This is a genomic window from Flavobacterium flabelliforme (genome assembly GCF_017948675.1).
Lineage (GTDB): Bacteria > Bacteroidota > Bacteroidia > Flavobacteriales > Flavobacteriaceae > Flavobacterium > Flavobacterium pygoscelis.
Genome location: NZ_JAGFBU010000001.1, coordinates 309,377 through 329,345 on the forward strand (window position 1 = coordinate 309,377; position 19,969 = coordinate 329,345).

Genomic DNA, 19,969 nt, shown 5'->3' on the forward strand with positions numbered 1-19,969 from the left:
CTTTTATGCCTATTAAAATTTTAATGGTTTGTTTAGGGAATATTTGCAGATCACCTTTAGCCCAAGGAATTCTGGCTTCAAAACTGCCAAAAGATAAATTTTTAGTTGACTCTGCAGGAACTGGTGCTTGGCATGTTGGTCATTCGCCTGACGAACGTTCTATTACAGTAGCGAAAAAAAATCAAATAAATATCTCGGAACAAAGAGGACGTCAGTTTAGCACTTCTGACTTTGATACCTTTGATTATATTTATGTGATGGATAGCAACAACTACAGTGATGTACTGGATTTAGCCAAAACTCAAGATCAAAAAGACAAAGTTCAAATGATTTTGAATGACTTATTTCCAAATGAAAATGTAGATGTGCCAGATCCTTATTTTGGCTTACCAAATGGATTTGAAATTGTGTACAACATGCTTGATGAAGTATGTGATGTGATTTCGGAGAAATTAATACAAAAACACCAATAACATTCTTTAGTAAAATAGCACTTCAATCTATTTTTTAGTTTTTATTTTCAATACAAAATAAAACTAATCTCAACTTTACTTTAGAATATAAATAAAGAATATGAAATCAAATACTGTTTTAGGAAAACTCTATCTAATTCCTACCACTATGGGTGATTGCGATCCTATGGATGTTTTTCCGCAGACTATAAAAAGAAGTATTGATCTTATTGATTATTATATCGTTGAAAATGATAAAACTGCTCGAAAGTCTATTAAAACAGTAAATCCGGAGAAGAAACAATCAGAATTAAAACTTTTTGTTTTAAATAAACACACGGAAACTAAAGAACATTTAGACTTTATAAAACCCCTGTTAGAAGGCATTAATATGGGGTTAATGAGTGAAGCAGGTTGTCCTGGAGTTGCTGATCCTGGTGCTGTTATAGTAAAATTAGCGCATGATAGAGGGATTCAAGTAATTCCATTAGTGGGACCATCTTCTATTCTTTTAGCGATGATGGCCTCAGGAATGAACGGACAAAGTTTTACTTTTCATGGCTACTTACCTATCGAGAAAGACGAAAAGAAAGCCAGTTTTAAAACACTAGAAAGAATATCTTTCGAAAAAAATCAATCACAAATTTTCATCGAAACACCGTATAGAAATAACAAATTACTGGAAGATTTAATACAAACCTTACATCCTGACACGCATTTGTGTATCGCAACAGATATTACTTTGCCAACAGAGTACATTAAGACCAAGAAAATTGCGGCTTGGAAAAAAGAGACAATCGATTTACACAAGCGTCCAACTATTTTTATCATTCATAAAATGTAAATATCAGAGTCAATTTTAAAGACTATAAAAGTTTATTTTACTTTCCTTAAAGTATTGTAACACTACCCAAATAGTAAATCATTAATTCTAATTATAAAATGTCTATTTTTATAATTAGAATTAATGATTTTTTTTATGAGCAAACTTCCCAATATTGCCACGAGTATATTTACAGTAATGTCGAAAATGGCTTCAGAACACAAAGCCATTAATTTATCTCAAGGTTTTCCAAATTTTCCAGTTGACAAAAGATTAACAGAAATTGTTGCTAAACTCGCTACCGAAAATGTACATCAATATACGCCCATTTCTGGCTATCCGCCGTTATTATCAAAAATAGCTGCACTTACTAAGAAATCCTATTCAAGAGTTGTTCATCCTGAAACCGAAATTTTAGTAACGGCAGGAGCAAGTCAAGGAATTTTTACAACTATTACCGCTTTACTAAAAACAAATGAGGAAGTACTAATTCTAGATCCGAGTTATGATTGTTATGAAGCACCCGTACTACTTTGCAATGCTAAGCCAATTCGAGTAGCTTTGAACGATGATTACACTCCCAATTGGGAAATTATAGACAAAGCATGCTCTTCGAAAACGAAGATGATTATCATTAATAATCCACACAATCCAACTGGAAAAATTTTAAAAGAATCTGACTTCCAATCATTAGAACTTTTACTAGAAAAATACCCAAACATTTTAGTCCTATCCGACGAAGTTTATGAATACATCACTTTTGAAGAAAAGCATATTTCAGCCAATACAAGAGAAAAATTGATCAATCGTTGTATTGTAGTTTCTTCTTTTGGGAAATCATTTCATATCACCGGATGGAAAATAGGGTATTTGATTGCGCCTGAACACTTAATGAAAGAAATAAAAAAAGTACATCAGTTTTTAGTTTTTAGTATAAATAGCATTTGCCAAGTGGCCATTAGCGACTATTTAGACGTAGTTTCTACTGATGATATTAAGAAAATGTACCAAGAAAAACGAGACTATTTCAGAGGATTATTACACGGAAGTCGTTTTGAACTCATGCCCTGCGAAGGAACTTATTTTCAAGTTGCTTCCTATTCTGCTATTTCAAACGAAAATGATGTTGATTTTTGTAAACGATTAATCACTGAATATGGCGTTGCTGCCATTCCAATCTCTACTTTTTATGGAGATGGAAAAGACTTAAAGTTAATTCGCTTTTGTTTTGCAAAAGACAATGCCACATTAGAAGAAGCTGCTAAAAGATTATGCACGATATAAAAGTGCTGATTTATTTATTTTTATTATGCATGCATACTATTTGATTTCGTTATATTTACAATTCAAAAAATAGAAATTATGAGTTATACAGATAAAATGTTACGCGATGATGCTCTTAAAGGCAAAGTGATTGTAGTAACCGGTGGCGGAAGTGGTTTAGGAAAAGCAATGACCCAATATTTCCTTGAACTTGGCGCTAAAGTTGCCATTACATCCAGAGATTTAGAAAAATTAAAAAACACGGCTAAAGAACTAGAAGCAGCAACTGGCGGATCTTGTCTTCCTATACAATGTGATGTGCGTCATTATGAAGAAGTAGAAAACATGCTACAAGAAGTTTTGAAAACTTTTGGTAAGGTAGATGTTTTATTAAATAATGCAGCTGGAAACTTTATCTCTCCTACCGAAAGATTGTCTGCAAACGCTTTTGATACCGTTATTGATATTGTTTTAAAAGGAACCAAAAACTGTACACTTGCTTTTGGAAAACATTGGATTGATACCAAACAAAAATCATCTACTGTTTTAAATATTGTAACTACTTATGCTTGGACGGGTTCCGCTTATGTAGTTCCTAGTGCTACTGCAAAAGCAGGAGTTTTAGCCATGACCAGAAGTCTTGCTGTTGAATGGGCAAAATACGGAATTCGCACCAACGCGATTGCTCCAGGACCATTCCCTACAAAAGGAGCTTGGGACCGATTATTACCAGGTGACTTAGCGGAGAAATTTGACATGGCAAAAAAAGTGCCTCTACAACGTGTTGGTGATCATCAGGAATTAGCCAATTTAGCAGCTTATTTAGTTTCTGACTTTTCAGCTTATGTAAATGGAGAAGTAGTAGTTATTGATGGTGGAGAATGGCTTAAAGGTGCCGGACAATTTAATTTGTTAGAAGCAATTCCAGAGGAACTTTGGGATCAACTCGAAATGATGATCAAAGCAAAAAAAAATAAATAATACGCATAAAAAGAGAGCCTCACAAAGGCTCTTTTTTTTATCTATTCTCTGCAGGAGCAATGGCGCTTAAAATCTCACTTTGCAGTAAACCACTACCACCTCCATAATGCTGAACTATTTTTATAGTGGGATTTACCTTTGTAAAATAAGAACGCAATTCAGACTCCCTTTCTTGTTCAATGCCAGGGCCCAATAATACAATAGAAAAATTCGTTTGCATAAAAACTTGTTTCGCTTTTTCATCACATAACATTCCAACTCCGTTCCAGTTGTCATTTGAATTAATAAGTCGGATTACGATATCGAGTATTTGAGCATTTCTTCCTATGTATAAAATATTAATAATTTCCATAGTTTTACTTTAAAAACAACAAATCCCCAAAAATTTTGAGGATTTGTTGTTTTATTCTTTAAATAAAAATTATTGTTTGATAAATTGTAATTCAATAACCAAACGTACTTCTTCACCAACTAAAACGCCACCCGTTTCAAGTGCTGAATTCCAGTTTAATCCCCAATCTTTTCTATTAATTTTCCCTTCTAATGAAAAAGCTAATTTTGTATTTCCCCAAGGATCTTTCATTAAGCCACTAAATTCTGCAGGTAATTTTATAGATTTAGTAACACCGTGCATCGTTAAGTCACCAGTTAAATCGTATTCAGAATCTTTAATTTTTGTAAACGATGTTGCTACAAATTTAATTTCCGGAAACTTTTCAGCATCAAAAAAGTCAGCACTTACTAAGTGTGTGTCTCTATCTGCATTACCTGTAGCTATTGAGTCAATTGCTCCGGTAAATTGAATTTTAGCATTTTCAAAATCAGTTTCATCAGATTCAATAGAAGCATCAAATTTGGTAAACTTACCTGAAACATTAGTAAACATCATGTGTTTTACTTTAAAACCAATTTCTGAATGTGTAGGGTCTATTGCCCATTTTGTTGTTGTCATATTAGTATTATTTAAATTAATTATTTTTATTTGTTAAATTATAATTCCATTGGTACTTCCATCAATAAAATTTCTGCTCCTTCGGAATCAGCAGTTATTTTGATAGATTCCGTATCCCAAATTCCTAAACCATCACGTTCATTAAGATGAATGTCTCCTACCGTAAAATCGCCTTTCAAAACAAAAGCATAAATTCCGTTTCCTGATTTTTTTAATGGATAAGAATTGGAGAATCCTTTATCAAATCTCCCTATATGAAACCAAGCATCTTGATGAATCCAAACCCCTTCATCCTCTGGATTTGGAGATAATATTTGCTGTAATTTATTATGGCGATCTTTTAGATCAAGAGTAATTTGGTCATAACGCGGAGTTACATTTTTTTTGTTAGGATAGATCCAAATCTGCAAAAACTTAACTAATTGATTCTGATTCTTATTTTTCTCACTGTGAAATATCCCTGTTCCAGCACTCATAATCTGTATATCGCCTTCTTTGATAACAGTGGTATTTCCCATACTATCTTGATGTTCTAAATCACCTTCTAGCGGAATAGAAATAATCTCCATGTTATCGTGCGGATGTTTTCCAAAACCCATTCCCTGATTTACTCTATCATCATTAAGCACTCGCAAAACACCAAAATTCATGCGATCCTTATTTTGATAATTCGCAAAACTAAAAGTGTGATAGGACTCTAACCAGCCATGATTGGCATGACCTCGAGAATCGGCTTTATGCAAAATGTAATTAGCAATTTTATGGTTTGCGGTAGTATCTTTATTTTCCATTGTCGTTTTCTTTAATTTTATGGTACAAAGTTGCGTCAAAAAAAAAGCCAATACATTGAACTAGGACAAGAAATAAAAAAAACTGAAATTTAATGTTTTGCCATTTTTGTTCTTATTTTACTCAAAAATTCAGCCGAAATACCCAAATAAGACGCTATGTAATGTTGAGCAACACGTTGCGGAAGTGCTGGATAATGTTCTAAAAACTCTATATATTTTTCTGTAGCAGTTTTAGAAATAGTATTAAAAAGTCGTTCTTGAGTAACGGCCAAACTGCGTTGCATCAAAATTCGAAAAGCACGTTCAAACTTTGGTGCTTTACTAAAAAGCTCTTCTTTCGTTTCGGGATTAAACATAAAGAACTCACAATCTTCTATAGTTTCAATATAAACTCTACTCGGATTTTTTTCATAGATACTAAACGAAATATCACTGATCCAAGCATTTTCAATGGCAAACTGAAGAATAACTTCAAAACCATTGGCATCAATATAATACTTTCGAACACAGCCTTTAATAACAAAAGCTTCAAAATTGCACATTTCACCTTCATGAAGCAAAATCGTTTTTTTAGGAACAGCTTTAAACTCCATTAAGGAATTAAAAATAGCTAATTCATTAGTGTCAAAAGAGACGTATCTTCCTATATTAGTATTGATTTGTGAATGCAAAGTGAGTAGTTTTAGAAACTAAAGATAAAAAATGTTTATCAAAAATGAATACTAGACCTATTAAATTAGCAAATATTTCTACTAAAACAAAATTCACTCCCGATTAAATTCCTACTTTTGTACCACTATAAATATAACAGAAATTTTATGCTCATTATTGGAATTGCAGGTGGTACGGGAAGCGGAAAAACAACCGTTGTACATCAGATTATGAATGAATTACCCGAAACAGAAGTCGGTATTATTTCTCAAGACTCGTATTACAAAGAAAATCACGGTCTCTCTTTTGACGAAAGAGCTTTAATTAACTTTGATCATCCTCGCGCAATTGATTTTGAATTATTGGTAGCACATCTCAAAGAATTAAAGGAAGGAAATAACATCAATCAACCCGTATATTCTTTTGTAACACACAACAGAACCGATGATACTGTTTTTACTCATCCCAGAAAAGTGATGATTGTAGAGGGAATATTAATTCTCGCAAACCCAGAGTTAAGAGAACTTTTTGATGTAAAAATATATGTTCATGCTGATTCTGACGAAAGATTAATTCGCCGTCTGAAAAGAGATATCGCAGAACGCGGACGGGATATGACAGAGGTTATTAACAGATATCAAACTACATTAAAACCAATGCACGAACAGTTTATAGAGCCTACAAAAGCATTTGCTGATATCATTATTCCAAACGACAAATACAATACAGTAGCCATAGATGTAGTCCGGGCAGTGATTAATCAAAAAATACTATAAATTAGTCGTATTTTTAAATTTATTAATGATTAGGAGCTATTCCCGCTTTTCATTTCAATCTTTTTCCCTCTAAAGAACGAGGAAAAAAGGATTTCCATTACAATCGGGGCTAAAAATAAAAAAATGAAAAATCCATATAAAGACAAACCTTGGTTTAAATTTTTAAGTAACAAATACGTTTGGGTACTGATGTTCTTTTGTATATGGATGACTTTTTTAGATAATTATTCTTATTTTGATCATCGAATTTTAGACCAGCAAATTCAAGATCTTGAGGATAATGCTTCCTATTATAAAGAAGAAATAAGGAAAGATCAGGAGAACATTAAGCAATTAAAAAACTCCGAACAGATAGAAAAATACGCCCGCGAAAAATACTATATGAAAAAAGATAGTGAAGATATTTATATCATAGAATTTGAAGGCGACACAATTGAAAAAAAATAATTAAGTTTTGATTATTAAAAACCATCACATAATAAACGAATAAAATGGCTGCTACTCTTTTCGATGATTTCAATCCCATTTCTTCTAAACAGTGGAAACAAAAAATTCAATTTGAACTCAAGGGAGCTGATTACAATGAAACCTTAGTTTGGAATTCTCCAGAAGATATTCAGGTAAAACCGTTTTACCATAAGGATGAACTGGCTAAAACATTTTCTGTTGCTACAAAAGCGACTCAATTTAAAATATGTCAAAACATCTTTGTGTATGATGTAGAAAAATCAATTGAAAGAGCCATAAATACACTAAGTCGTGGCGCAGACAGTATTCGATTTTCCATTGAAAATGAATCGATTGATATTACCAATTTATTGGAGAATTTGCCGTTATCTAATGTTACTGTTTATTTTAACCTAAGCTTTATTTCAACCGATTTCGTAAAAAAGATTGACGCTTTTGCTGCCAAAACTAACACAACTATCTTTTGTAATCTAGATCCAATTGGACAATTAGCCAAAGACGGCAATTGGTTTACGACCAAAGAAAAAAATAATTTTGAAACACTGAATTTACTTTCAAGACAAACTAAAGCGATTTCTTTAATCAGCATTAATTCTTCTTTGTATCAGAATGCTGGTGCAACTATTGTTCAGCAAATTGCCTATAGTTTAGGTCATGTCAATGAATATTTTAATAGAATAGAGTCGATCGAGCAACCTATAGTTTTTAAAGTAGCAGTAGGAACAAACTACTTTTTTGAGATTGCAAAATTACGTGCATTGAGACTACTGTTTAATCTTATCGCTAAAGAATACAACCATAATTTAGATTGTAACATTATAGTTTCACCTACAAAACGAAATAAAACATTATACGATTATAATGTAAACATGTTACGTACTACAACCGAATGTATGAGTGCTATTATTGGCGGTGCGAATGCTATTGCTAATTTACCTTACGATGCTTTATACCATAAAGACAATGAATTTGGTGATCGAATAGCCAGAAACCAATTGTTGATTTTAAAAAATGAAAGCTATTTTGATAAAGTAAATAATCCAGCTGACGGAAGTTATTATATAGAAAACCTTACCAATCAATTAGCGGAAAAATCGCTAGCGTTATTCAAAGATATTGAGGCAAATGGTGGTTTTCTTAAACAACTGAATGACGGAATTATCAAAAGAAAAATTCAAGAAAGTGCCGATGCCGAGCAAGATTTATTTGATACGGGAAAAGAAATATTATTAGGAACCAACAAGCATCCTAATAAACAAGATAGAATGAAAGAGGATTTAGAATTGTTCCCTTTCGTAAAGCAAAATCCAAGAAAAACATTAATCAAACCGATAATCGAAAAGCGTTTAGCGGAAAGCTTAGAACAAGAGCGTTTGAAATTAGAAGATAATTAAACGTTTTAAAAAATTGATTAGCAAGTTTTAATTTGGCAAAATAGAAATGAGAAAAGACATACAACATATAAAACTAGGACAGCCTGAAGATAAAGCAGTACGTGCAGACGAAAAAAGTTTTCTAACTGCTGAAAATATTGAACTGAAACAAACCTACTCCGAAAAAGATACAGAGAATCTTCATCATCTTGATTTTGGAGCTGGCTTTGCGCCAAATTTACGCGGACCTTATGCCACTATGTATGTTCGAAGACCCTGGACAGTTCGTCAATATGCGGGATTTTCAACAGCGGAGGAAAGTAACGCTTTTTACAGAAGAAATTTAGCGGCTGGTCAAAAAGGACTTTCTATCGCTTTTGATTTACCTACACATCGAGGTTATGATTCAGATCATGAGCGAGTAGTTGGTGATGTAGGAAAAGCTGGTGTTGCTATCGACTCTGTAGAAGATATGAAAGTATTATTCGACCAAATTCCGTTAGATGAAATGTCTGTTTCTATGACGATGAACGGTGCCGTTTTACCCATTATGGCTTTCTACATAGTAGCTGCCGAAGAACAAGGAGTGAAACCGGAATTACTTTCTGGAACGATTCAAAATGATATTTTGAAAGAGTTTATGGTGCGTAATACGTATATTTATCCGCCAACGCCGTCTATGAAAATCATTGCTGATATCTTTGAATATACCAGTAAAAAAATGCCGAAATTTAATTCAATTTCAATTTCTGGATACCACATGCAAGAAGCGGGAGCTACTGCTGACATTGAATTGGCTTACACCTTAGCGGACGGATTAGAATACATTAGAACTGGTTTAGCAACCGGAATGAAAATTGACGAATTTGCACCAAGATTATCCTTTTTCTGGGCAATTGGAATGAACCATTTTATGGAAATTGCCAAAATGCGTGCAGGAAGAATGATATGGGCAAAATTGGTCAAACAATTTGAACCAAAAGATGATAAATCATTAGCACTTAGAACGCATTGCCAAACTTCTGGTTGGAGTTTAACTGAACAAGATCCTTTTAACAATGTAGCACGAACTTGTATTGAAGCAGCAGCAGCAGCATTTGGCGGAACACAATCGCTACACACCAATGCGCTGGATGAAGCTATTGCATTACCAACTGATTTTTCTGCTAGAATTGCTAGAAATACACAATTGTATTTACAAGAGGAAACAAAAATCACTAAAACAGTAGATCCTTGGGCAGGAAGTTACTATGTAGAAAGTTTGACCAATGAAATCGCTGAAAATGCTTGGAAACTAATAGAAGAGGTTGAGGAATTGGGAGGAATGACCAAAGCAATCGAATCTGGAATTCCAAAATTGCGCATAGAAGAAGCAGCTGCGAGGAAACAAGCACGTATTGATAGTGGACAAGATATTATAGTTGGAGTCAATCAATATCGATTAGAAAAAGAAGACCCTTTGCAAATATTGGATGTAGATAACCAAATGGTTCGCAAACAACAATTAGAGCAATTAGACCGCATTAAGGCAACTAGAGATTCTGAAAAAGTGCAAAATTCTCTAAAAAAATTAATACTATGTGCTCAAACTGGCGAAGGTAATTTACTAGATTTAGCTGTTGATGCTGCTCGAAATAGAACCACATTAGGAGAAATTAGCGATGCATTAGAAACAGTTTTCGGAAGATATAAAGCACAAATTAAATCCTTTAGCGGTGTGTATAGTAAAGAGATAAAAGACGACAAAAGTTTTGAAAAAGCAAAACAAATGGCTGATGAATTTGCTAAGCAAGAGGGACGAAGACCTCGAATCATGATAGCAAAAATGGGGCAAGACGGTCATGATCGCGGAGCCAAAGTTGTTGCTACTGGTTATGCTGATGTTGGTTTTGATGTTGACATAGGTCCTCTTTTTCAAACCCCTGAGGAAGCAGCTAAACAGGCCATAGAAAATGATGTTCACATTTTAGGTGTTTCTTCATTAGCTGCAGGGCATAAAACATTAGTTCCTCAAGTGATAGAAGAGCTTAAAAAATATGGTCGCGAAGATATTATGGTAGTTGTTGGAGGAGTGATTCCCGCACAAGATTACCAGTTTTTGTTTGACTCTGGTGCTGTAGCGGTTTTTGGACCTGGAACAAAAATCAGTGAAGCAGCAATTAAAATATTAGAAATTTTAATGGGAAGTTTTGAAGAAAGCAAAGAATAATATTTTTACTGTTTTAAAAAAAAGAAGGCTATCAAATAATGATAGCCTTCTTTTTTTATTCTATATACTATTTTAAATATTTTTTGCTTTTGCATTTACGTCAGCAACAATGAATGAAGTATCATAGCCACCAAACATTTTCATATAACTTCTTATTGAAGTTCCATAGGCATCCGTAAAATTGCGTTTTCCATTGTAACGAAAGAATTTCTTTACAGAACCAGCACCACCAAGATGAGCAGCTGCTAATATTCCTGATTCTGTAATGCGAAGACCATTCATAACAGTACCTTCGTATTTTTCAATTTCATTTTTTAATTCCCATTTATTCTTAGCTAAAAGAGCCAAAAAAGCTTTTTCTTGCAATTCAGGACTATTCAGAAAAGCAACTCTATCATTAATACCTACAGATTTTAATGTTTCAATACCAAATTGGTATTTTCCCATATAACCTAAGGAATTAATTTTTTTGTATTTACTTTCAGATTCTTTAAAGCCAACTGCTTCTCTGAATCCAACAAAGAAATTACCAGTAAAAGGGATACTTAAATTAGTGTACTCCTCCGCTTCTTGAGATGGATATAAGTAGTGTGTACCATCTTCTTCATTTATTAGAAACCAGGGGTGGGTTTCTAAATTAGCAGGTTTAAAACCTAAACTTAAAAAAACTGTAATAACAGTTAGACTTGTATAAAAATACCATTTCTTTATCATAAATTGTTTTTCTTCAAACGCTGTCCCGTTATGAAATTTCTACGTGCAAAGATACAATAAAATTATTTATACTGATAATCAGATAGTTAAAGTTTTCTAAAAATAGATTAAGTGGTATTTTACATCGTTAAAACGCTTAAACTCAATTGTTGGGGCTGGAACCTTAATAGTATTTATAACAGAAAAAAGAGTTTTAAGTAAAGAAGAATTTGTGTTAATTTTTGTAAGATTAATATCTAAACTTAGATAAAACTGCCTAAATGGCCTTGTACCAGTTGAAGAATAAATACTATTATTTTTTTGATTTGCTGAAATCATTACTTCTGCTCCATAACCAACAGCCAGATTTAGCCATTTAGGAATTTTAGTTCCTTTTGCAAAAGAATATAAATTAAAGGAAAGCCAATATGTTTGACCATTATAATCCTTTAGAATTTGTTCAGAAAAAGAACTTCCCAAAACATCAGGTCTTAAATCAGCATATTTTGTAGTGTGAAAAGAGAATTTTGGGGTTATACGTTGTTCGTTCCAGATTAACTCTTGTGAAACATATAAAGCCGTTCCCGAAGCATTCGCTATAATATCTCCAGTAGAGGCTCCCCATTGTGATGAATATCCATCTAATACCTCAACAGCGGTAAGAAATACAAATCCCAAACCCGATCCGTAGAGTAACTGTTTTCTCTTAGAAACTCCACTCCATTTTAGCATTTCTGAACTCAATCGACCCAAATGGTAGGAAGAAAATGCATGCCCTGCTTTATCCATTTGTAGCCAGTCTGAATTGTCATTTATAAAATGAAAATTTGATCTGGGATAATCAGCATACCAAAGTTGATTTAAACCGATCAAAGTTCCCGCACCAATTGCAATTTCTGAAATAATAACAGTATTTTTTCTGATATGATTTAAAGAATCTGATGGCCTTAATGTATTTTCAAATGGACTCTTTTGAGAATAGCCCATTTGAAAATATATTAAAATAAAAAAAAGAAGTGGTACTTTAAATTTCAAAACTATCTTTTGACTCCTTGACTGTTAATCCAGTCAGAATATTTTTTTGCATTTAAATTATGTTCAGCTAATGTAGCAGCAAATTCATGATATCCAAAACGTTCAATACTTGCACAAAAATAAATAAAGTCATTTTTCTCTGGGTTCAATACCGCTTCAAGAGCAGTAATATCAGGCATAGCAATAGGCCCTGGAGGTAGTCCCAAATTTTTATAAGTATTATAAGGATGACTCATTGTCAAATCATTATAAAAAACTCTTTTAATAATTTGCTCAAAATCATTCGATTTCTTTTTGATGGCATAAATTACCGTAGGATCAGCCTGAAGTGGCATTCCTGCTCTTAAACGATTTAAATAAACACCTGCAATCCTTGGTCTTTCGTCTTTTTTAACCGATTCTTTATGAACGATAGAAGCTAATATTGTTGCTTCAATTGGGGTTAAACCTTGTTTTTCTGCTTTAGCCACTCTTTCCTTAGTCCAAAAACTACGGTATTCCTTGATCATTTTATCACGGAACTTAACCGCAGTGGTGTTCCAGTATACTTCGTAAGTATTTGGAATAAACATCGCTAACACATTTTCTTCATTAAATCCGTTTTCCTTTAAAAAAATAGAATCTTTAAAAGAAGTAAGTAGGGAAAGACTGTCTGCTTCAATTTGTGAACCCACACGTCCGGCTAAATCCTCAATACGCTCTTGATTATTAAAAGCTAATTTCACAGCAGAATTAAGTCTCATTGTTTTTACTAGCGCAAAACTATTCATGTCTTTTGTTAATAAAAAACGACCTGGAATCACATTGTCGGAATACCCTCGTTTATCTGCAACCAAATCAAAACGACCCATATTTTCTACGTAAGGTGCAAGTATTTTTTGTACATCCTTATAGTTAGAATCAGTAGGAACATATACATACACTTCGTTTTCTGAGAATTTTGTATTCGGCGAAAAAATTTGGTTTAAGAGAATAAAACCGTAAATTAATAATACCGTTATTAAAGCAACAGCTACTATTGTTATAATTTTTTTTAATTTCATTTGTGGCATTTTATTTTGTAGAATATCTATTTAAAAGCTTTGGTAACTGATTTTTAAATAAAAATCAGAAAGTAGTATTGATCAATTGAAAAAGAGCTTCGTCTTTGTATTTTCCTTTTACAAAAGTCCATTCTTTTTTCACACCAATCATTTCGAATCCAAATTTAGTAAAAAGCGCTTTACTTGCTACATTTTCAGTACCAATATTTGCATATAATTGATGTAAATTTAAATTAGAAAATGCATATTCAATTAATAGCTCTAATGCTTCAGAACCAATGTTTTGATTTCTGTTTTCAGCGCCTTGTAAAACAATACCCACTCCTGCTCTATTATTTTTTGGATCAAAATCAAATAAATCTACTAATCCTAATGCTGGAAAATCTTGATCTTTGCAAATAGCCAAACGCAATTGCTTGGCTTCGTAAATATCTTGATGTGCATTCTCTAAATATTGTTTCACTAAAAAACGACTATATGGGGTGTGAGTATTACTAACTTCCCAAATAGTTTGGTCATTTTCTATTGCATAAATAAACTCTAAATCATTTGGTTCTAATGCACGAAGATAAATAGTACTGCCTTTTAATGTTTTCATTTTTACGTTATTAAATTTCAATAATTCCATTAAAAACGAATTTTGCCGGCCCTTTAAGCATTACTTTTTTGAAAACAGAATCCTCTTTTACAAAAGAAACGATTAATTTACCACCTTGTACATTCAAATTTACACTACAAGAATCTGTTTTACCCAGTACATTCATTGCTATAGCAACTGCTGTAGCACCTGTTCCGCAAGATAGTGTTTCATCTTCTACGCCTCTTTCATAAGTTCTTAAAGTAAAAGTACTTTCGTCAATTTGCTTGACAAAATTGATATTACTTCCTTCTTTTCCATACAATTCACTGTATCTAATTTGAGAACCGTTTTCTTTTACATTATACTGTTCTAAATTGCTGACTAACTGAACATGATGTGGAGATCCTGTATTAAGGAATACAAATTCCGGATTAACATTCACATCAGAAACATCAATCATTTGAAGTGCAACTAATCCATCGTCACTAATATGAGCATGATGTAAGCCATCTGTTGCCATGAAAGTAGTTGTTTTTTGGATCACATTTAATTTTTTAGCAAAAGCAACTAGACATCTACCTCCATTACCGCACATTGAACTTTGATTACCATCAGAATTGTAATAGACCATTTTAAAATCTGTTTCGGTATCGTTTTCCAACAAAATCAAGCCGTCTGCACCGATGCCAAAACGTCTGTCACACAATTGAGCAATTAGTTTTGTATTCTCTTTTGGAAAAAATTTGGTGCGATTATCTACCATTACAAAGTCATTGCCTGTTCCTTGGTATTTAAAAAATTCTAATTGCATTTTAGGATGTATTAATTTACACAAAAGTACGAACTATTAATGAAATGTTAATCATTGTTAAAGAGCGTTAAACTAGAAATTATGGAATGATTTTAGTGTTAATTTTACGTATAAAATATTTTAAAACGAATTTAATATGAAAAAATTTTCAACACTTTTATTGGTTTCGTTATTAAGTGGAACAGTAACACTAAGCGCTTACAAAGTATTATTTGAAACAAATGGGTATTTTTCTCAGCAGAAAAATGGAACCGTAACCACTGCTCCAGATTCTTATTCTAAAAAAATAGGATTATCAGCTGATGTGCTCGATTTTACTGAAGCTGCAGATAAGACAATTCATACCGTTGTTCACGTTAAGAACGTTTCTAGAAGAACGGTAAGCAATCCGATCTTAGAATATTTTTATGGATACAAAGGAGGACAATCTCAAGAACAAGTAGGAACAGGATCTGGAGTAATAATTTCAGAAGATGGATATATTGTTACTAATAATCATGTAATACAAGGAGCATCTGAAATTCAAATTACCTTGAATAATAAAAAATCGTATCAGGCAAAATTGATTGGAACCGATTCAAAAATGGATATTGCCTTATTGAAGATTGATGCTAATGAAAAATTACCGTACACCGTTTTTGCCAATTCAGATTCTGTTAAAGTTGGAGAGTGGGTTTTAGCAGTAGGAAATCCTTATAATTTAACCTCAACAGTAACTGCCGGAATTGTTTCAGCGAAAGCGCGAGACCTTAACACTAGCGGAATACAATCGTTTATACAAACAGATGCGGCTGTAAATCCTGGAAACAGTGGTGGTGCATTAGTAAATACTCGTGGTGAATTAATTGGTATTAATACCATGATTTCTTCGATGACAGGATCGTATGTTGGATATTCATTTGCTGTACCCTCCAACATTGCAAGAAAAATAATCGAAGACTTGATGGAATTTGGTAATGTTCAAAGAGGAATTTTAGGGGTTGAAGGTGGGGAATTAAACGGAATCGCATCTAAAGAATTAGGTATTTCTCAAACACAAGGTTTTTACATTAATAAGGTAACTAAAAATTCTGGTGCCGAAAAATCTGGATTAACAAAAGGAGATGTTATCATCAAATTAGACGATCAAAGCATTTCCACTTTTGCAGATCTTTCTGGATACATTAATACAAAAAGACCCAATGATAAAATACAAGTTACTTATATTAGAAATGGAAATACAAAGGTCGTTCCTGTAATTCTAAGTAAAAATGAATTTTTTAGTACTGAATTTAAAGGAATCGAATTAGAAAACTTAGACGCAGCAGACAAAAAGAAATTTAAAATTGATTATGGTGTCAAAATAAAATCGATCACAAGTGAAAACTTGAAACAATATGATGATGAATTAAGAGGAAATATTATCTTGAGCATTGATAATGTAAAAGCAACAGATATTGAAACTGTAGCTAAGATTATTAATAAAAAAGAAGAAAATCAAACTGTACGTTTAGAAATGATTAATAAAAATGGAGAAGTAATCCGTGTTATCATTTAAACTAAAATAAAGTTATTGTTAAATACCAAATTGTAATTAAGTCTCCTAAATTTATTTTTAGGAGACTTTTTTTTAAAATTATTACAAGTAACTTTTCAGCAAGTTTTTTTTAAACTTTCTTAATAAAATAAATCATGTATTTATATTTAAATTATTTTCTAGTTTTCCGTATCGACTTCCTAACTTATTTTTCAATCTTTGTTTTGATTTCTTTATCGCGTCAATGGTAACACCTAACAATTCAGCTATTTCACTATTACTAAAATTAAGTTTTTGCAACAATAAAATACGCATATTAGAATCGGTAATTTCTTTAAATTCAGATAAAATCATTTGATAAAAATCAGGAAACTCTTTTTTAAATTCCCTTTTAAAGAGTAACCAATTATTTTCTGTCATCAAATGAGACTCTAATAGAGCAGTTAATTTTCCGTTTTTTTCTTCCAAATAATAGGAAGAAGAGTGTTGAATAGCACTTATTTCACTTTTCAATTTCTTAATTTGAATATTCTTATTTTTTAAATAATCAATTTGCGTGTTTAAATTTTCATTTGCCTCCGACAATTTTTTTTCCATTTCAAGCATATTCATCTCTATTTGAATTACCTTTTGATTGTATTCTAACTGTCTATTTTTAATTTTTCTTTTAAAATTAAAGTAAATAAATAAAGTTAAAAACATAATTAGTAAAGCAGTAATCAAGTAAATATTTTTAAAAAATGATTCGTTTTGATATTTCAGTTTAGAAAAATTTATTTTCTGCTCGAATTTTGTCTTCTTTATATTCCAGTTTGCTGTACTAACAGCCATTTCTCCGTCAGTATTTCTTAAGGAATCTTCTAAGGTTATTAATTGGCGTCTAAGTGCTAATTCTCCTTCAGTCTTATGCTGTTTTTGCATAATTGATAATTGAAGCTTAATTATTTTATATTCTGAAACATTAAAATAAGATTTTGATTTCGCAATATATGTTGCTTTGTTAAGAAACTTTTCTGCCATTTCCAATTCATTACAATCAAGATACAGCTCCGATAACAAAATGGATGCATACATTGTATTTTTATCGTTTTTGCAACTTTCTGATAGTAAAATATCTTGATTTATTAACGAAATTGCTTTTTTAAGATTCCCTTGTTTTTGGGATACTAATGCCAAATATCCTAATGACTTAGCGTAACTTAATGTGTCTTTAATTTGTTTAGATAAATGAGCAGTTCTATTAAAATAATAAGCGGAGTTCTTTAAGTCATTTTTATATAAATAATTGGATCCAATAGCATTTAAAACATCTAAATATTCAGAAGAATTTTTAGATGTATAATTCTTGGCTAATTTTAAATAATATTCTGAATCTTCATAATCCCCAAAAGTCTGTAAAATCCAACCTATTTTTTTAAAAGATAAGCCAGGCAAAATCATCTCAGAGGGTTTTATACTTTGTATTTGTTTAATTACTTCTAACAAAATAGGTGTTAGCTTTGAATAGTCTCTGTAATTATACAAATAGTTAACATAATTAATTTGTGTCCAAATTACTATAGCTACATCTGTTTGTTTTTTGGCTAATGAGATCGACTTTAAAAAATGAAAGTCACTAAATTTATTAATTTTATCAAAATCCTTCAGAGCACCATTGGCCAATAGTGCATGATAAACAACTTCGAATTCTGCAGTTTTTAATAAAGGATTTAAATATTTTTTTAAAGAAAGACTATCTTTTCCAAAATTTTCATTTTGAAGCAGTATCTGTTCAATCGTTTTATTTTTATTCTTAAACAGCGTTAGAGTCGAGACCTGAGCCTTACTTTGTAATAATACAAAGACAAATAACAAAAAAAAGTTGCATCTTTTTTTATGCATTGATTTCTTAAAATTTCATGGTAACAGATTAATAAATAGAGATTTATTTATAAGAAATCAATTTAAACTGACTTAAAACAAACTAATCAATTAAGATATAATTTACAAATAAAGTAATTACTATTAAAAAAACCTAAAATATAATATTTACATATTAAAAAATTATTAAAGTATAATTAGATTGTTTTTTGAAAATTGTAGTTAATTAAAAAACAAAAATCTAATTCAGCTATAAAAGTTTGAAAAGTGTGAATTAATAAAAATAAAAAAACCTTCAAAATCAAAAAAATGAAGGTTTTTAATAAAATTAATTTTAGTGCTTCAAAAAAGCTGATTTATATTGTTTGGCAATTATTCGACTAATTCAAAATCACCTTGAGTAATATAGTTAAAAGAAGATTTATAATCAGTTCCTATTATGTAGGCTGAATTATTCCCTTCAGCTAATTCAATTGGATTGATTTGGGCGCCACTCATTGTAAAATTCATAGTGTATAAAACTCCGTTCACAGAGTAATCTACTTTTAAGGGTATTCCATTTGCATTAGACTTAGATGTCGTTTGAATTTTTACTGCATATTTTAAATTAGAATTATTACATTCATTAACAGAAATTGCTGTTCCATCTGCGTGTACAAAAGAAATCTCAGAGGCATAAATAGTATTAGGAACTTCTTCAGTAGAACAACTAAAAAAGGTGATAATTAACAGTGCTAGAATAAGAAAATATTTGTTTTTCATGATTATTTCTTTTGTTTGATGATTATTTCTTTATTCAATCCTGCAATCTCAATTTGATATGTTCCCGATATTAAATTATTAAAAAAGGTTTCACCATTAATTATACTTTTCCTGTCAATAATAGCACCGTCTTTTGATAAAATTGTTTCTGCGTTATTCTCTGGATAAACCACTTTTATCTCACCACCTGCATAACATACTACATCTTTTTTATAAAATTTTGCTGCTCCTACTTTCAAGTAAACTATCCATTTTTTTAAAACAGATCGATTCTCTGATAGTACTTGAAATACAACTGGTTTACTAAAATCTATACTATTTGATCCTGGAATTTGAATTGTATTTTCTAAATATAACTGGGCTCCAGTACTTAACTCGAATAATGAATTAAGTGTTGAAATATTTACTACATTATCAACAAAAATTGTAATATTAGATCCAACTATAGTTTTATTACTTATTTTCAAATCCTTAAATCCAAAATCAACAATATCAGCTTCATTGTTTAAAGTTGGACTTGCAAAACTGAAGGCTTGAAAAAGATTACCAAAATGTTTATTGTTTTCAAATACTTTTGAATTTTCTACATTTTTAATTGAATTACTTACCGAATCATAAATTTTAAAACTGATATTTTCGTTCTCTGTATTAGAAAAAACAGTTAGATAAACAAAGTATTTTTTTTCACTTGCAACATAAAGTAATGAGGCAACACCGCGGCATTCTCCGTTTACGAAAGCTGCAACTTTATCATTGGGACTAGACAAATCTCTACCATCAACAGTAACAAAGCCTTCAAAAGACATGGTGTACTGAAAATTATTTTCATTTACTACCCAGTTTGGAGATTGCCCAAATGCATTTATACTTATAAAAATAAGTAATAACGTATGTATATAATTTTTCATATTAAATTGATTATAAACTCTT

The 19,969-nt window shown here is 31.5% G+C and carries 21 protein-coding genes; 9 read left to right on the forward strand and 12 right to left on the reverse strand.

Translation table 11 applies throughout. From position 1 onward, the window contains the following. The first annotated feature begins 5 nt into the window (after positions 1–5). The 4 genes from J3S90_RS01325 to J3S90_RS01340 all read left to right on the forward strand — a co-directional run bounded on the left by J3S90_RS01325 (position 6) and on the right by J3S90_RS01340 (position 3,519). Complete coding sequence (locus J3S90_RS01325) at positions 6–473, forward strand: low molecular weight protein-tyrosine-phosphatase (RefSeq protein ID WP_210644197.1); 468 nt, start codon at positions 6–8, stop codon at positions 471–473. A 100-nt stretch (positions 474–573) separates the two neighbouring features. Then, on the forward strand, positions 574–1,296 hold the full coding sequence (locus J3S90_RS01330) for an SAM-dependent methyltransferase (RefSeq protein WP_210644199.1): 723 nt from the start codon (positions 574–576) through the stop codon (positions 1,294–1,296). Positions 1,297–1,431: 135 nt separating this feature from the next. After that, positions 1,432–2,559: a methionine aminotransferase gene (locus J3S90_RS01335; protein WP_210644201.1), complete on the forward strand. Its 1,128-nt coding sequence runs from the start codon at positions 1,432–1,434 to the stop codon at positions 2,557–2,559. A gap of 78 nt (positions 2,560–2,637) precedes the next feature. Next, positions 2,638–3,519 (forward strand): SDR family oxidoreductase, encoded by an 882-nt coding sequence (locus tag J3S90_RS01340; protein ID WP_188049645.1) that lies wholly within the window; start codon positions 2,638–2,640, stop codon positions 3,517–3,519. Between the two features lie 37 nt (positions 3,520–3,556). Here J3S90_RS01340 and J3S90_RS01345 read toward each other — a convergent pair whose 3' ends face one another. The 4 genes from J3S90_RS01345 to J3S90_RS01360 form a co-directional block, all read right to left on the reverse strand. Next, positions 3,557–3,871 (reverse strand): hypothetical protein, encoded by a 315-nt coding sequence (locus tag J3S90_RS01345; protein WP_210644203.1) that lies wholly within the window; start codon positions 3,869–3,871, stop codon positions 3,557–3,559. Between the two features lie 69 nt (positions 3,872–3,940). After that, positions 3,941–4,471 (reverse strand): YceI family protein, encoded by a 531-nt coding sequence (locus J3S90_RS01350; protein WP_210644205.1) that lies wholly within the window; start codon positions 4,469–4,471, stop codon positions 3,941–3,943. Between the two features lie 38 nt (positions 4,472–4,509). Beyond that, complete coding sequence (locus J3S90_RS01355; RefSeq protein ID WP_210644207.1) at positions 4,510–5,262, reverse strand: pirin family protein; 753 nt, start codon at positions 5,260–5,262, stop codon at positions 4,510–4,512. Positions 5,263–5,351: 89 nt separating this feature from the next. After that, the gene (locus J3S90_RS01360) at positions 5,352–5,933 is read right to left on the reverse strand and encodes a Crp/Fnr family transcriptional regulator (RefSeq protein ID WP_236023866.1); all 582 of its coding nucleotides are present in this window, start codon (positions 5,931–5,933) and stop codon (positions 5,352–5,354) included. Positions 5,934–6,080: 147 nt separating this feature from the next. Between J3S90_RS01360 and udk the strand changes: the two genes are divergently transcribed. From udk to scpA, 4 genes are all read left to right on the forward strand, one after another. Then, positions 6,081–6,689: a uridine kinase gene (gene udk, locus J3S90_RS01365; RefSeq protein ID WP_188049642.1), complete on the forward strand. Its 609-nt coding sequence runs from the start codon at positions 6,081–6,083 to the stop codon at positions 6,687–6,689. A gap of 123 nt (positions 6,690–6,812) precedes the next feature. Further along, on the forward strand, positions 6,813–7,136 hold the full coding sequence (locus J3S90_RS01370; RefSeq protein ID WP_188049641.1) for an FtsB family cell division protein: 324 nt from the start codon (positions 6,813–6,815) through the stop codon (positions 7,134–7,136). 44 nt (positions 7,137–7,180) lie between these two features. Then, a complete protein-coding gene (locus J3S90_RS01375; protein WP_210644209.1) occupies positions 7,181–8,551 on the forward strand; it encodes a methylmalonyl-CoA mutase subunit beta in 1,371 nt (456 codons plus the stop codon). Positions 8,552–8,597: 46 nt separating this feature from the next. After that, positions 8,598–10,739, forward strand: a complete 2,142-nt coding sequence (gene scpA / locus J3S90_RS01380) for a methylmalonyl-CoA mutase (protein ID WP_210644212.1) — start codon at positions 8,598–8,600, stop codon at positions 10,737–10,739. A 72-nt stretch (positions 10,740–10,811) separates the two neighbouring features. On the opposite strand, the gene J3S90_RS01385 is transcribed toward scpA, so the two are convergent. The 5 genes from J3S90_RS01385 to dapF form a co-directional block, all read right to left on the reverse strand. Continuing rightward, positions 10,812–11,453, reverse strand: a complete 642-nt coding sequence (locus J3S90_RS01385; protein ID WP_188049636.1) for a peptidoglycan-binding protein LysM — start codon at positions 11,451–11,453, stop codon at positions 10,812–10,814. 96 nt (positions 11,454–11,549) lie between these two features. Next, positions 11,550–12,419: a DUF2279 domain-containing protein gene (locus tag J3S90_RS01390; RefSeq protein ID WP_210644214.1), complete on the reverse strand. Its 870-nt coding sequence runs from the start codon at positions 12,417–12,419 to the stop codon at positions 11,550–11,552. Positions 12,420–12,469: 50 nt separating this feature from the next. Then, on the reverse strand, positions 12,470–13,510 hold the full coding sequence (gene mltG / locus J3S90_RS01395) for an endolytic transglycosylase MltG (protein WP_210644216.1): 1,041 nt from the start codon (positions 13,508–13,510) through the stop codon (positions 12,470–12,472). A gap of 64 nt (positions 13,511–13,574) precedes the next feature. Beyond that, positions 13,575–14,108 (reverse strand): GNAT family N-acetyltransferase, encoded by a 534-nt coding sequence (locus tag J3S90_RS01400; RefSeq protein WP_210644218.1) that lies wholly within the window; start codon positions 14,106–14,108, stop codon positions 13,575–13,577. Between the two features lie 10 nt (positions 14,109–14,118). Then, a complete protein-coding gene (dapF, locus tag J3S90_RS01405) occupies positions 14,119–14,901 on the reverse strand; it encodes a diaminopimelate epimerase (protein ID WP_210644220.1) in 783 nt (260 codons plus the stop codon). Positions 14,902–15,037: 136 nt separating this feature from the next. Here dapF and J3S90_RS01410 point away from each other — a divergent pair, with 136 nt between their 5' ends. Beyond that, positions 15,038–16,438, forward strand: a complete 1,401-nt coding sequence (locus tag J3S90_RS01410; RefSeq protein WP_210644223.1) for a trypsin-like peptidase domain-containing protein — start codon at positions 15,038–15,040, stop codon at positions 16,436–16,438. A 132-nt stretch (positions 16,439–16,570) separates the two neighbouring features. Here the strand turns inward: J3S90_RS01410 and J3S90_RS01415 are convergent, their stop codons facing one another. The 3 genes from J3S90_RS01415 to J3S90_RS01425 form a co-directional block, all read right to left on the reverse strand. Continuing rightward, positions 16,571–18,298, reverse strand: a complete 1,728-nt coding sequence (locus J3S90_RS01415) for a tetratricopeptide repeat protein (RefSeq protein ID WP_210644225.1) — start codon at positions 18,296–18,298, stop codon at positions 16,571–16,573. Between the two features lie 351 nt (positions 18,299–18,649). Beyond that, positions 18,650–19,039, reverse strand: a complete 390-nt coding sequence (locus J3S90_RS01420) for a hypothetical protein (RefSeq protein ID WP_210644227.1) — start codon at positions 19,037–19,039, stop codon at positions 18,650–18,652. Positions 19,040–19,041: 2 nt separating this feature from the next. Beyond that, complete coding sequence (locus tag J3S90_RS01425) at positions 19,042–19,947, reverse strand: hypothetical protein (protein WP_210644229.1); 906 nt, start codon at positions 19,945–19,947, stop codon at positions 19,042–19,044. Positions 19,948–19,969 lie beyond the last annotated feature (22 nt).

Bases quoted from the DNA above. Each gene is read 5' to 3' on its own strand.
- J3S90_RS01325 (WP_210644197.1), top strand. From the start codon at position 6: ATGCCTATTAAAATTTTAATGGTTTGTTTAGGGAATATTTGCAGATCA.
- J3S90_RS01330 (WP_210644199.1), top strand. From the start codon at position 574: ATGAAATCAAATACTGTTTTAGGAAAACTCTATCTAATTCCTACCACT.
- J3S90_RS01335 (WP_210644201.1), top strand. From the start codon at position 1,432: ATGAGCAAACTTCCCAATATTGCCACGAGTATATTTACAGTAATGTCG.
- J3S90_RS01340 (WP_188049645.1), top strand. From the start codon at position 2,638: ATGAGTTATACAGATAAAATGTTACGCGATGATGCTCTTAAAGGCAAA.
- J3S90_RS01345 (WP_210644203.1), bottom strand. From the start codon at position 3,871: ATGGAAATTATTAATATTTTATACATAGGAAGAAATGCTCAAATACTC.
- J3S90_RS01350 (WP_210644205.1), bottom strand. From the start codon at position 4,471: ATGACAACAACAAAATGGGCAATAGACCCTACACATTCAGAAATTGGT.
- J3S90_RS01355 (WP_210644207.1), bottom strand. From the start codon at position 5,262: ATGGAAAATAAAGATACTACCGCAAACCATAAAATTGCTAATTACATT.
- udk (WP_188049642.1), top strand. From the start codon at position 6,081: ATGCTCATTATTGGAATTGCAGGTGGTACGGGAAGCGGAAAAACAACC.
- J3S90_RS01370 (WP_188049641.1), top strand. From the start codon at position 6,813: ATGAAAAATCCATATAAAGACAAACCTTGGTTTAAATTTTTAAGTAAC.
- J3S90_RS01375 (WP_210644209.1), top strand. From the start codon at position 7,181: ATGGCTGCTACTCTTTTCGATGATTTCAATCCCATTTCTTCTAAACAG.
- scpA (WP_210644212.1), top strand. From the start codon at position 8,598: ATGAGAAAAGACATACAACATATAAAACTAGGACAGCCTGAAGATAAA.
- J3S90_RS01385 (WP_188049636.1), bottom strand. From the start codon at position 11,453: ATGATAAAGAAATGGTATTTTTATACAAGTCTAACTGTTATTACAGTT.
- J3S90_RS01390 (WP_210644214.1), bottom strand. From the start codon at position 12,419: ATGGGCTATTCTCAAAAGAGTCCATTTGAAAATACATTAAGGCCATCA.
- mltG (WP_210644216.1), bottom strand. From the start codon at position 13,510: ATGAAATTAAAAAAAATTATAACAATAGTAGCTGTTGCTTTAATAACG.
- J3S90_RS01400 (WP_210644218.1), bottom strand. From the start codon at position 14,108: ATGAAAACATTAAAAGGCAGTACTATTTATCTTCGTGCATTAGAACCA.
- dapF (WP_210644220.1), bottom strand. From the start codon at position 14,901: ATGCAATTAGAATTTTTTAAATACCAAGGAACAGGCAATGACTTTGTA.
- J3S90_RS01410 (WP_210644223.1), top strand. From the start codon at position 15,038: ATGAAAAAATTTTCAACACTTTTATTGGTTTCGTTATTAAGTGGAACA.
- J3S90_RS01415 (WP_210644225.1), bottom strand. From the start codon at position 18,298: ATGCATAAAAAAAGATGCAACTTTTTTTTGTTATTTGTCTTTGTATTA.
- J3S90_RS01420 (WP_210644227.1), bottom strand. From the start codon at position 19,039: ATGAAAAACAAATATTTTCTTATTCTAGCACTGTTAATTATCACCTTT.
- J3S90_RS01425 (WP_210644229.1), bottom strand. From the start codon at position 19,947: ATGAAAAATTATATACATACGTTATTACTTATTTTTATAAGTATAAAT.